This is a genomic window from Bradyrhizobium sp. SBR1B (assembly GCF_014198205.1).
Classification (GTDB): Bacteria; Pseudomonadota; Alphaproteobacteria; order Rhizobiales; family Xanthobacteraceae; genus Bradyrhizobium.
Genome location: NZ_JACIHC010000008.1, coordinates 261,777 through 274,622, shown reverse-complemented (window position 1 = coordinate 274,622; position 12,846 = coordinate 261,777). Strand labels below are relative to the sequence as shown.

Annotated in this window: 11 protein-coding genes; 10 read left to right on the top strand and 1 reads right to left on the bottom strand. The window is 64.5% G+C overall.

What is annotated here, in order from left to right; translation table 11 throughout:
* Positions 1-128: 128 nt before the first annotated feature.
* Complete coding sequence (locus tag GGD61_RS22315) at positions 129-1,253, bottom strand: HD domain-containing phosphohydrolase (protein ID WP_183231151.1); 1,125 nt, start codon at positions 1,251-1,253, stop codon at positions 129-131.
* Between the two features lie 271 nt (positions 1,254-1,524).
* Between GGD61_RS22315 and GGD61_RS22310 the strand changes: the two genes are divergently transcribed.
* The 10 genes from GGD61_RS22310 to GGD61_RS22265 all read left to right on the top strand — a co-directional run bounded on the left by GGD61_RS22310 (position 1,525) and on the right by GGD61_RS22265 (position 12,728).
* Entirely contained in the window at positions 1,525-1,848 is a 324-nt protein-coding gene (locus tag GGD61_RS22310) for a lipid asymmetry maintenance protein MlaB (RefSeq protein ID WP_018317042.1), read from the top strand.
* Complete coding sequence (locus tag GGD61_RS22305; RefSeq protein ID WP_183231150.1) at positions 1,848-2,213, top strand: response regulator; 366 nt, start codon at positions 1,848-1,850, stop codon at positions 2,211-2,213. Before GGD61_RS22310 ends, GGD61_RS22305 begins: the two co-directional genes overlap by 1 nt.
* Entirely contained in the window at positions 2,210-4,285 is a 2,076-nt protein-coding gene (locus GGD61_RS22300; protein ID WP_183231149.1) for a chemotaxis protein CheA, read from the top strand. Before GGD61_RS22305 ends, GGD61_RS22300 begins: the two co-directional genes overlap by 4 nt.
* Positions 4,285-4,746, top strand: a complete 462-nt coding sequence (locus tag GGD61_RS22295; protein ID WP_183231148.1) for a chemotaxis protein CheW — start codon at positions 4,285-4,287, stop codon at positions 4,744-4,746. The genes GGD61_RS22300 and GGD61_RS22295 overlap by 1 nt, the downstream gene beginning before the upstream one ends.
* A gap of 37 nt (positions 4,747-4,783) precedes the next feature.
* Positions 4,784-6,481, top strand: coding sequence for a methyl-accepting chemotaxis protein (locus tag GGD61_RS22290; protein ID WP_183231147.1), 1,698 nt, complete (start codon positions 4,784-4,786; stop codon positions 6,479-6,481).
* A gap of 62 nt (positions 6,482-6,543) precedes the next feature.
* Positions 6,544-7,032: a chemotaxis protein CheW gene (locus GGD61_RS22285; RefSeq protein ID WP_092261678.1), complete on the top strand. Its 489-nt coding sequence runs from the start codon at positions 6,544-6,546 to the stop codon at positions 7,030-7,032.
* A gap of 61 nt (positions 7,033-7,093) precedes the next feature.
* Positions 7,094-8,899: a methyl-accepting chemotaxis protein gene (locus tag GGD61_RS22280; protein WP_183231146.1), complete on the top strand. Its 1,806-nt coding sequence runs from the start codon at positions 7,094-7,096 to the stop codon at positions 8,897-8,899.
* A 133-nt stretch (positions 8,900-9,032) separates the two neighbouring features.
* Positions 9,033-9,887 (top strand): protein-glutamate O-methyltransferase CheR, encoded by an 855-nt coding sequence (locus GGD61_RS22275; RefSeq protein WP_183231145.1) that lies wholly within the window; start codon positions 9,033-9,035, stop codon positions 9,885-9,887.
* Positions 9,888-9,903: 16 nt separating this feature from the next.
* On the top strand, positions 9,904-10,995 hold the full coding sequence (locus GGD61_RS22270) for a chemotaxis response regulator protein-glutamate methylesterase (protein ID WP_183231144.1): 1,092 nt from the start codon (positions 9,904-9,906) through the stop codon (positions 10,993-10,995).
* A gap of 5 nt (positions 10,996-11,000) precedes the next feature.
* Entirely contained in the window at positions 11,001-12,728 is a 1,728-nt protein-coding gene (locus GGD61_RS22265; RefSeq protein ID WP_183231171.1) for a chemotaxis protein, read from the top strand.
* Positions 12,729-12,846: the final 118 nt, after the last annotated feature.

Here is a 12,846-nt window from a genome sequence, read left to right as displayed (position 1 = left end):
AGCATCGGGGCGCCCAAGCAAGTGTGACCAGAATCACTCTTTGATTATTGGTGCACTCTAGCAGGAAGTGGTTCAAGCCGGCCATCGCCGACGAAGGAAGATGCCAAGCTGTTGGCCGGACGGCGAAATCAGCTGGCCGGGACAACCTCAGGCGAACGGCCCTCGGCCGGTGCCTCCATGGCCGGAGTGAGCGGAGCCTCGGCCTTGTGAAATGGCGTTGCCCGCTCACCGGCGGCGATCTCGACCACCTCGTCCCAGCGCGACAAGAAAGCCTCGACGCAGGCCGGATCGAACTGGCGGCCCTGGTTCTCGACCAAATAGCCGCGAGCCAGCTCGATCGGCATCGGCTCTTTATATGGTCGTCGCGTCGTCAGCGCGTCGAAGACGTCGGCGACCGCGACCACGCGCGCGGCGACCGGGAGCTCGTCTGCCCTCAGACCGTTTGGATAGCCCGCACCGTCCCAGCGTTCGTGATGGCCTGCGGCAATTTGCGCACCGAGCTGGATCAGCTCGCAGCCGGAGTTCGCCAGGATCCGCTCGCCGATCGTTGCATGGGTGCGGATCACCGCCATCTCATCGTCGGTCAGCCTGCCGGGCTTGAGCAGAATGTTGTCGGGAATGGCGACCTTGCCGACGTCATGCAGGGGCGCGGCCAGATAAATGTCGCGACAAAGCCGGGCCGGCAGTCCGAGCTGCTCGGCGATGATGCGGCTGTACCGGGCAACCCGCAGCGTGTGCTCGCCGGTGTCGTTGTCACGGTATTCGACCGCGAGTGCGAGCCGCAGGATGATCTCCTCCTCGCGTTCGCCGAGCTTTTGCGTCGCGGCTGCGACTTCGCTGGCCAGATGCGCCGCACGGTCGTTGAGCTTGCGTACGGCTGCACCAAGCTGAATCAAATTCCGCAGGCGCACCGTCATCTCGACGCTTTGCGGCTGCTTGGGCAGGAAGTCGGTTGCACCGGCCTGCAGCGCTTCCATCTTGACGTCATCGGTCTGCCGCGACGTGATCATCGCGATCGGGATGTCGGCACAGCCGGGCAGGGCACGGAAGGTGCGGATGAAGCTGATGCCGTCCATGTGCGGCATCTCGTAGTCGACCAGCACGAGATCGAAGCCGCGTTCCCGCGCGCAAGTCAACGCTTCCACGGGATCGAGGAAGGCGGTGGCCTCGACCAGGCCTTCGGCCTCGATGTGACGTTTCAGGAAGTTGAGGACGGAACGGCTGTCGTCAACCAGAAGCGCTTGGGTCAGCATCGGCGGCCGGGGCTCTCTTCGCTGGCAAAGACACGAACCCAAGCCATAGCCCGAGCGAATTTAACGCGAAGCAAATGCGCCGTACGGGAGCACCCGCGCCGCGGATATGCGCGCCGCGCATGAAAGATTTCAGGAGGTTGTATACGTCTGCATGCAGTTGCGCGAATTCCGCGAGAATGTGACCCGTAGTTGTACGGATGCCCGCGTTAGGAGTTTGCTCACCGGATTCGCGTCAAACGAGTAGTGGAATTTTAGCAAAGGCGGGGCAGCGATGGCGCTCAATCCCACGGAGCCAAAGTGGTCGTTGCGGTTGCCCGCCGATTGCAGCATCGCGGCCATCCGCAATGTCTATGAGCTCATTCGCGAGGCGTTCGGCCGCCAGGAGCGGCTCGAGATCGACTGTTCGAGCGTCGACAAGGCCGACGTGACCTCGATCCAGCTTCTGCTGTCGACAGCCAAGACGGGCCAGGCTCAGGGCCGCCCGGTGGTGCTGACCTCATTCTCACAGTCTCTTCGCAACACCCTCCGCCGCGCCGGCTTCACCAGCGAGGCGATGATCGATCAGCATTTCCCGCAAAAGAAAGATGGCACCTAATGGCCACGATTCTGACCGTCGACGATTCGCCCAGCATCCGGCAAATGATCAAGGTGGTGCTCGAGCCGGCCGGTCACAGCGTGATCGAGGCCGGCGACGGTGCGCAAGGCCTCGCCAAGGCGCAGGCCGGCAAGCTCGATCTCGTGATCACCGACCTCAACATGCCCGTCATGAACGGGCTGGAGCTGATCCGGGCGCTGCGCAAGCTGCCGAGTGCGATCGGCATGCCCATCGTGTTCCTGACGACCGAATCCAACGACACGGTGAAGCAGGAAGCCAAGAGCGCCGGCGCCACCGGCTGGATCACCAAACCGTTCAAGCCTGAGCAGTTGCTCGCCGTGGTCGGCAAGCTGGTGCGCGCATGAGCGCAATGGACCCGACCGAGGTCTTTCGTCAGGAAGCCAGCGAGCTCTTCGAAGTCCTTGAAGGGGCCTTGCTCGATCTCGGCCAGCGTCCCGATGACCGCGAACTGGTCGATTCCGCCTTCCGCGCCCTGCATACGATCAAGGGCTCGGGCGCCATGTTCGGCTTCGACAAGGTCGCCTCCTTCACCCACGAATTCGAGACCGCCTTCGACCGCGTCCGCAAGGGCGAGATCAAGCCGACCCAGGAGCTGATCTCGGTCGCGCTCGCGGCCAAGGACTACATCCGCGCGTTGATCGAAGATCCCCAGTCGACCGACGACATCATTGGCGAGGCCATTCTCGACGACCTCAAGCGCTTCGTCTCGGCCGACCAGCCTGTTGCGGCGGTGATGGAGATTGCCGAAGCGCCGCCGCTGGCTCCCGCCGGGACCAAGCAGGCCGGCTGGCACCTTTATCTGGAATTCGAAACCCATATCCTGCGCAACGGCTCGAACCCGCTCGACCTGCTGGAAGACCTCTGCAAGCTCGGGCCCTGCTTCGTCGTGCCTGTCACCGACGGCGTCCCGTTCCTCGACGAGATGGAGCCGGAAGACTGCTATCTGAAGTGGGACGTCAAGCTGCACGCGGCCTGCGACAAGGACGCGATCGACGACGTCTTCATGTTCGTCCAGGACGAGATGAAGCTGACGCTGTCGCCCCTGGAGCATATCGAAGCGCCTGCGCCGGCGCCGCTGTTCCAGCTGCTCGACGAGGAGCTGGCCCCGGTAGTCGATATGCCTGCGCCGCTGGTCGAGGCTGCTGCCGCGCCCGTCGCCGAGCAGCCCGTCGCAAAAGCGGAGCCGAAATCGGAATCAAAGCCTGAACCGAAGCTCGAGGCCAAGCGCGACGATCGCGGCATCGCCACCGTTCGCGTCCAGGCCGAGCGTCTCGACGAGCTGATGGACCGCGTTGGCGAACTCGTCATCGCCCAGGCGCGGCTGACCCAGCTCGCCGCCTCCGGCTCCGACCTCTCGATCAAGATGATCGCCGAGGAGATCGAGCGCCTGGCCTCCTCCTTGCGCGATACCACGATGGGTGCGCGCATGGTGCCGATCGGCTCGCTGTTCGGCCGTTTCCGCCGCCTCGTGCATGATCTGTCGCGCGATCTGTCCAAGCCCGTCGAATTCGTCACCTCGGGCGAAGATACCGAGCTCGACAAGACCATGATCGAGTGCCTGGCAGATCCGCTGGTGCATCTGATCCGCAATGCCGTCGACCACGGCATCGAAGATACCGCCACGCGCGCGGCCAATGGCAAGACCGAGCAGGGCCGGATCGAGCTCGCGGCCGTCCATTCCGGAGCGCAGGTGCTCGTCACCGTGAAGGACAATGGCGGCGGCCTCAACACCGCGCGTATCCGTGCGAAAGCCGAAGAACAGGGGCTGATCGCGACTGGCGCCGTGCTCACCGATCACGAGGTCCATCAGTTCCTGTTCCATCCCGGCTTCTCGACCGCACAGACCATCTCGGCGCTATCAGGCCGCGGCGTCGGCATGGACGTGGTCAAGCGTACCATCGAGAACATGCGTGGCTCGATCGACCTGTCGACCCGGCCGGGCCAGGGCACCACGGTGACGCTGCGCCTGCCGCTGACGCTGGCAATCATCGAAGGTCTTCTGATCCGCGTCGGCGAAGGCCGCTACATCATTCCGCTGTCCGCGGTCGAAGAATGCATCGAGCTGACCGCCGAGGACGAGCGCTCGCGCGGTCGCAATTTCCTCAACGTGCGCGGCAATCTGGTGCCCTTCCTCCGGCTGCGCGAGACCATGACGGCATCGGGCACGCCCGACCGTCATCAGAAGACGATCATCATCTCGACCGGCGAGACTCACGTCGGTCTCGTCGCCGACCAGATCATCGGCAACCACCAGACCGTGATCAAGTCGCTCTCAAAGCTGCATTCGGATGTCACGATGTTCTCGGGCGCGACCATCCTGGGCGATGGCACGGCGGCATTGATCCTCGACGTCGCGCAGCTCGTCGCGTTGGCGCAGTCGAAGGTCGAGAAGCAGCATATCAGCGAGGCGGCGTGATGAACGATAGTTTGGCCGGCGAACGGCAGGCTGACGCGATGCAGGTCGTGATGATCGGCCTTGGCGAGGAGAAGTTCGCGCTCGACGCCGGCCTCGTGCGCGAGATCATCGATCCCGTCCCCGTCACCAAGGTGGCAGGCGCGCGCGCCTTCGTTCCCAGCGTGATCAACGTGCGCGGCAACGTCATTCCGCTCGCCGACCTGCGCATCCGCTTCGGCATGCCGCAGCTCGAGGATTCGGCCGATACGCGCATCGTGGTGATCGAGCTCGAGCTCGATGGCGAGCCGGTTCTGGTCGGCGTCACCGCCGACAAGGTCTACGAGGTCACGGAGATCTCCCAGACCGACGTGCAGCAGACGCCGCGCGTCGGCATGCACTGGAAGCCGGAGTTCATCCGCTTCATCGCGAACTGGCGCGAAGAGTTCGTCATCGTTCCGAACATGGAACGCATTCTAAATTGAGATGAGGTCTCGGGCGAGACCGGGGTAGGGGCTGGAAATGAGATTTACCGTCAAGGCAAAGCTTGCCAGTGCGTTCGGCGTGATCATCGTCCTGTCCGGGATTGCGGGCGGCGTGGCTTACATGAAGCTCGGCGACATGATGGCGACCGCTGACAGCATGGTTCTGCGCGCAAACCGCATGGAAAAGGCGACGCAGATCGAAAAGGACATTTTGCTTCAGCTACGTGCCGAGAAGAACTCGGTGCTCGGTACGGAGGCTCAGGCCGAACAGTTTGCCGCCGATGCCGCCAGGCTTCGCGAGGAAGCGATGAAGACCAGGGATGAGGTCTACGCGCTGGCGAGCGAGAACGGCAGGAAGCTACTCGACAGCTTTGCAGCCACATACGCCAAGATGAATACCTACCAGGAAGAGACGATCCGGCTGGCGAAGACCGACAAGACGAAGGCCATGGAGCGCTCGATGGGTGACGGCCGCAAGGTCGTCGCAGACGCGATGGAATCCATGGGCGCCTATGTCGCCAATACGAAGAAGCAGATGGCCGAGCAGGCCGTCCAGTCCAAGGCAGAGGGGCACCAGGCCCAGTTCCTGCTGATGACGCTGATCGGCATCTCGCTGGCGGTTGCGATCGGGGCTGCGCTCTGGATTTCCATCTCGATTAGCCGCTCGCTCGGAAGAGCGGTTGGCCTTGCAGGTGCGGTCGCGGAGGGCGATCTCAGCCAGACCATTCCCTCCGCAAGCAACGACGAGATCGGAGATCTCGTCAGGTCGCTGAACGGAATGGTCGAAAAGCTCCGGCAAATCGTTGCCGAGGCGATCACTGCGGCGCAGAACGTCTCCGCCGGAAGCCAGGAGCTATCCGCCAGCGCCGAGCAGCTCTCGCAAGGCGCGACCGAGCAGGCTTCGTCCGCCGAGGAAGCCTCCTCCTCGATGGAGGAGATGGCCTCGAACGTGAAACAGAATGCCGACAACGCCAACCAGACCGAGAAGATTGCGGGGCAGTCGGCCAAGGACGCTGAAGCCAGCGGTGTCGCCGTGGGCCGTGCCGTCGAGGCGATGCAGACCATCGCCGAGAAGATCACGATCGTGCAGGAGATCGCACGCCAGACCGACCTGCTCGCGCTCAACGCGGCCGTGGAAGCCGCTCGCGCAGGCGAGCACGGCAAGGGCTTTGCTGTGGTCGCCTCCGAAGTGCGCAAGCTTGCCGAGCGCAGCCAGGCCGCCGCGGCCGACATCGGGACGCTTTCCACGGAGAGCGTGAAGGTCGCCCAGGAGGCCGGCCAGATGCTGTCCAAGCTCGTGCCCGACATCAAGAAGACCGCCGAGCTGGTGCAGGAGATCACCGCGGCCTGCCGTGAGCAGGACGTCGGCTCGGCCCAGATCAACCAGGCGATCCAGCAGCTCGACAAGGTCGGCCAGCAGAACGCCAGCGCCTCCGAGCAGGTGTCGTCGACCTCGGAGGAGCTCGCCTCGCAAGCCGAGCAGCTGCAGTCCACTATCTCGTTCTTCCGGATCGAGCATGCCACGCGCAAGGAGAAGGCCGCGGCCGAGCCGATCGACCGCGCCGTCGGTCAGCTCCGGGCCAAGGCAGCGCACATGGCGGCCGCCGATCGCGGCATGAAGAAGCCGGTGCTTGTCCGCAAGCCGGCACGTGCGATGAAGGTCGCCGGTGGCGGTGGCTTCGCCTTCGACATGAATGACGGCGAAGACGATCGCGACGCCGAGTTCCAACGCTGATCAACCGGTCCGGCCTTGTGCCGGACCGTACCCATTTCCAACCGGGAATCCTGGACTGCATCATGGCCGCAACTTCGCAATATCTGACGCTCGGGCTCGCCGGCGAGACGTTCGGCATCAGCATCCGCAACGTCCGGGAAATTCTCGACATGCGGCCGATCTCGCGGCTTCCGCATGCGCCGAACTTTCTGCTCGGCATGATCGACGTGCGCGGCAGCGGCTGTCCGATCGTCGATCTCAGGAACAAGCTCGGCCTGCCCAGCGTGGCCGCCACCGAGGCGACCCGCATCATCATCCTCGATGTGCCGATGAAGGACCGCCTGGTCGGCGTCGGCTTCGTCGCCGACTGCGTGTTCGAGGTCACCGACATCGACGAGCAGGCAATCGAGCCCGTGCCAGAGGTCGGCGGGAAATGGCAATCGGACTATGCCGCCGGCATCGGCCGCAAGGGCGAGAAGTTCGTCGTGATCTTCGATCTCGCCAAGCTGATGGCCAATGACGAAGTTCCGGAAGGCCGCGACACGGCTACAGATGCGCCGCGCGCCGCCTGAGTTTGCAAGAGTGAAGCGTGGTCACGCGTAAGCACCCCAATTCGAACCAACGAGACTGAAAATGAGATTCACCGTCAAAGCCAAGCTCGCCAGCGCGTTTGGCGTCGTCATTCTTCTGTTCATGGTAGCAGGCGCCGTGAGCTACATGAAGTTGTCCGACATGGCCGCGACCGCAGATTCCATGGTGCTTCGCGCCAAGCGGATGGAGAAAGCAGCCGAGGTCGAAAAGATCATCTGGCAGCAGGTCAGGGCGGAAAAGAACGCAATTCTGGGAACGGCAAGCGAGGCCGAGGAATTCGCGGTGAACGCGGCCAAGCTCCGCGATGAGGCCATGAAGATCAGGGACGAGGTCTATGCGATGGCCAGCGAAGGCGGCAAGAAGCTGCTCGACAACTTCGCCAGCGCCTACGCCAGAATGAACGTCTTTCAGGAAGAGACGATCAGGCTGGCAAAGACCGATAAGACCAAGGCCACCGAGCGCTCGATGGGTGACGGGCGCAAGGTGGTTGCGGATGCGACGGAGGCGATGGGAGCCTATGTCGCCAATACGAAGAGGCAGATGGCCGAGCAGGCGGTGCAGTCCAACGAAGACAGCCGCCGTGCCCAGTTGGTTCTGATCGTCCTCATCATCGTCTCGCTCATCGTTGCCGCGATTGGCGCAGTCTGGATCTCGATCAATATCAGCCGGTCCCTCGCCAAGGCGGTCGGGCTGGCGGATGCCGTCGCGATCGGCGATCTCAGCCACAAGATCGATGCTTCCAGCAACGACGAGATCGGCGATCTCGTGAAATCCCTGAACGCGATGACCGCCAATCTGAACGCCACCGCGGCCGTCGCCAACGAGATCGCGCAGGGCAACCTCACGATCGAAGCCAAGCCGCTGTCGGACAACGACACGCTGGGCCTTGCGCTCGAGCGCATGGTGGAGAAGCTTCGCCAGATCGTGTCCGAAGCGCTGACGGCAGCGCAGAACGTCTCGGCCGGCAGCCAGGAGCTCTCCGCGAGCGCCGAGCAGCTGTCGCAGGGCGCGACCGAGCAGGCCTCGTCCGCCGAGGAAGCTTCCTCCTCGATGGAGGAGATGGCCTCCAACGTGAAGCAGAACGCCGATAACGCCAACCAGACTGAGAAGATCGCCGCGCAGTCGGCAAAGGACGCCGAAGCCAGCGGTGCCGCGGTCGGCCGCGCCGTCAACGCGATGCAGACCATCGCCGAGAAGATCACGATCGTGCAGGAGATCGCACGCCAGACCGATCTGCTTGCGCTCAACGCCGCGGTCGAGGCCGCGCGTGCCGGCGAGCACGGCAAGGGCTTTGCGGTGGTCGCCTCCGAGGTGCGCAAGCTCGCCGAGCGCAGCCAGGCCGCCGCGGCCGAGATCGGCACGCTTTCGGCCGACACCGTCAAGGTGGCACAGGAGGCCGGCGCGATGCTCTCCAAGCTTGTCCCTGACATCAAGAGGACCGCCGAGCTCGTCGAGGAGATCACCGCGGCCTGCCGCGAGCAGGACGTCGGCTCGGCCCAGATCAACCAGGCGATCCAGCAGCTCGACAAGGTCGGTCAGCAGAACGCCAGCGCGTCCGAGCAGGTGTCCTCGACCTCGGAGGAGCTCGCTTCGCAGGCCGAACAGCTTCAATCCACCATCGCCTATTTCCGCATCGAGCACGGCGCCAAGAGCCAGGCGCCGGCGCCGATCGACCGGGCGGTGAGCCAGTTGCGCGCCAAGGCGGTTATGATGGCGGCTGCCGAGCGTCCGGCGAAAAAGGTCGTGCAGGCCCGGCCGGCGCGCGCCGTGAAGGTTGCCGGTGGCGGCGGCTTTGCGTTCGACATGCATGACGGCGAGGATGATCGGGACGCCGATTTTCAGCGCTAGGATTTTTGCGGGCCGGTCTGCCCTGGGACGGTGGACCGGTCTTTCATCGGTTGTTTAAACCCGTAGGATTCGAGATGGCCCGTACGGCCCGACATTCAGTGCAGGTGGCCGTCGCGGACCGGGGCCGGCGGTCATGATGCCCGCCGTACAGGATACGGCCGTGCATCTGTCGGACCGCCATTTCCGCACCATCGCCGAACTGATCGAGGGCCAGGTCGGCATCAAGCTGCCGCAGGGCAAGCGGCTGATGCTGGAGGGGCGGCTGCACAAGCGCGTGCGCGCGCTCAACTTCACCGGTCTCAACGAATATGTCGAGAACCTGTTCGAGGCCGATCATTTCGATACCGAGCTCACCCATCTCATCGATGTGGTGACGACCAACAAGACCGACTTCTTCCGCGAGCCGCAGCACTTCACCTTCATGCGCGACGTCGCGATTCCCGGCCTGCTCAAGTCGCATGGACGCAAGAACGCGAACCTGAAGATCTGGAGCTCGGCGAGCTCAACCGGCATGGAGGCCTACACCACCGCGATGGTGCTGGACGACATGACGCGGAACGGCTCGCGCTTCCAGTACCGCATCCTCGGGACCGACATCTCGACCGCGGTGCTGCGCCTCGCCAAGACTGCGATCTACACGCGCGACGTGCTCGGCCCGGTGCCGGAGCAATTCGTGAAACGATATTTTGCGACGTCGCGGGACAAGTCGCGCGGTGAGGTGCGGGTCGTACCCGAGCTGCGGCGCGCGACACATTTCATGAGGATGAACCTCATGGACAAGTCCTATCCGGTCGATCGCGACGTCGATATCATCTTCTGCCGCAACGTCCTGATCTATTTCGAGCGCGAGACCCAGCGCAAGGTGGTCGAGCAATTGTGCAGCCATTTGCGTCCCGGCGGCTATTTGCTGGTCGGACATTCGGAATCGATGATTCACAGTGCCGTGCCCGGGCTGAAGCAGGTTCAGCCAACCATTTTCCAGGTCTAGCCGGAGCGCAACCAAGATGCCGAGGGAGAAGGTTCGCGTGCTGATCGTGGACGATTCGGCGTCGGTGCGCCAAATCCTGCAGACGATCCTCAACGACGACCCCGATATCGAGGTGATGGCAACGGCCTCCGATCCGTTCGTGGCTGCGAAGCGTCTGCAGGACGAGATCCCCGATGTCATGATCCTCGACCTGGAAATGCCGCGGATGGACGGCATGACGTTCCTGCGCAAGATCATGGCGCAACGCCCGATCCCGGTGATCATCTGCTCCTCGCTGACCGAAGAGGGCTCGAACGTGATGTTCGAGGCGTTCGAGGCGGGCGCGGTCGACATCGTGCCGAAGCCGAAGATCGACACGCGCCTGGCGTTGCTCGAATGCTCGACGCGGCTGCGCGAGGCGGTGAAGTCGGCTGCGCGCGCGCGGGTGCGGCCGCGTGCGGAACGCCGGGCTATCGAGAAGAAGCTGACCGCCGATGCCATCATCCCGCCGCCGGTGCAGGGCAGGGTCCGGCCGACGACGGAGCGCATCGTCTGCATCGGAGCATCGACCGGTGGGACCGAAGCGCTCAATGACGTCCTCGAGATGCTGCCGGCGCACTGTCCGCCGATCGTCATCGTCCAGCACATGCCGGCAGGCTTCACCGCGGCCTTTGCCAAGCGTCTCGACGGCGTCTGCCAGATCAGAATCAAGGAAGCCGAGGACGGTGAGCCGGTGCTGCCGGGCTGCGCCTATATCGCGCCCGGCGCCCGCCACATGCTGCTCCAGCGCATCGGCCTGCGCTACCAGATCGCGATCAAGGATGGCCCGCCGGTATCGCGGCATCGCCCCTCCGTCGACGTGTTGTTCCGCTCGGCGGCCCAACATGCCGGCGCCAACGCGCTCGGCGTCATCATGACGGGCATGGGCGACGACGGCGCGCGCGGGATGCTGGAGATGCGCAAGCTCGGCGCCTCGACGCGGGCGCAGGACGAAGAGAGCTGCGTGGTGTTCGGCATGCCCAAGGAAGCCATCGCCCATGGCGGTGTCGAGAAGGTCGTTTCGTTGCATCACATCCCGCGCGAGATCATGCTCTGGTATCAGGCCGGGCACGCCGCGGTGGCGGGTTGATGGCCATGTCGCCCGTTCCGGCCAACACGCTCGCCGAGGCAACCACCGCGATTGAGGACGTCTCCTCGCGCATCGAGGACGTCTTCGCGCGGGTCGGTCACGAGCTCGGCTGCGGCCACCTCATCTTCAAGGAGCTGAACCAGGGCTTGGCTACGCTCTCGGGTGAGCTCTCCGGCGCCGAGATCGAGGGTGCAGCAACGGCGCTGCAGGAGATCGCCGCGCAGCTGAGCGAGCTGGCGCAGGCGCTGCCGGCGGAGAGCGCCCTGCTGGAGACGATCGGCAAGAGCACGGCGGAGGCGTCCTCGCTGCTCAAGCCGCTGTTCAAGCACATCCAGATGATCACCATCATCGCGCGCAGCGCGCGGATCGAGGCGGCCTCGCTCGACGGCGACCGCGAGGGCTTTCTCGCCTTCACCCAGGAAGCCTACGATCTCGGCAGGGCCGTGCAGCGCTCGATCGAAGGCTGCGCGCGCGACCAGCAGCGCCTGTCCGAGGCGGTTGCCACCGCCTCCGCCCGGCAGAAGGAATTCGAGAGCCGCTACCGGTCCCAGCTGATGTCGGAGAGCGCCGAGCTCGGCGCGGCCTATTCCGGCTTGCGCGACCAGCGCAGCAAGAGCAGCCATCTGGCCGACCGCGCCAGTGCCAGCACCAGGAAGATCGCCGAGGCGGTCGGCAGCGCGATCATCTCGCTGCAGGCGGGCGACAGCACGCGTCAGCGTCTCGAGCACGTGTCCCATGGCCTCGGCCTTGTGTCGGAATCAGCGCCGAGCCTCGTTCCTGAAACGGTGCCGAGCGATGACGGCGTGCGTGCGATTTGCCGGCTGCAGGCGGCCCAGCTCAGGGATGCCCAGCGCGAGTTCGGCGGCGACGTCGGCCAGATCGTCGGCGCGCTGACGGCCATCCTGCACGATGCGGGCAGCGTCGTCGGCCACGGCCGCACGCTGTTCGGCGGCGAGGAGGGCGGCTCGTCGTCGTTCCTGACGCGCATCAAGCAGACGCTGGCGCACGCATCGACCCTGATCGCTACCTGCGAGAGTGCCGGCCGCTCGGTCGACGAGGCGCTAGCGATCGTCGAGGACACGCTGACGAAATTTCGCCAGGCGATCGCAGGGCTTGCCGAAGCGACTATCGACATCACGCTGATCGGAATGAATGCCGGCCTCAAGGCGAGCCATCTCGGCAGCCGCGGCAGCGCCTTCGTCGTCATCGCCAACGAGCTCAAGGCGACCGCCGACCAGGTCTCCGCGGGGGCGGGGCGCCTGAGGCCCGTGCTCGACGGGATCGAGCGCTCGGCCAATGAGCTGAAGGAGCTCCGCGTGCAGGGTGATCCCACCCAGCTTGCCAAGCTCGAGCCGCAAATCCTTCAGGCACTGCGCGAGGTCGAGGCCGGCAATGAACGGCTCGGCAAGCTGATGAGCCGGCTCGTCGACGAAGGCGCGGAATTCGAGCGGCTGATGAATTCGGCCCAGGGCCTGATGACAAGGCTCGGCGAAAGCTCCGCAGCCTTGCCTGCGGTCGCTACGCGGCTCGAGACTGCGAGCGCAAGCGCGCAGCGGCTACAGCCTGAGCTGCAGGATCAGGCGATCCTCGACGATCTCTTCGCGCGCTACACGATGGAGCGCGAGCGGGACGTTCATCGGGAGTTCCTGCAAGCGCTGGGACTGGCATCGATCGCCGCCATGCGCCGGGTCGAGGCGGTCGAGACTGCGGATGACGGCATAGAATTGTTTTGATTGCGTCGCCACGTGATGCGGCGGCAATTTGACGAGTCGGCTTTGCAGGGCGTTAACCGTCGCGGAATACTCGCCGCGTCGGTCATTGTCGCGCCCCAGAGTTGGTTGCAAATATCAG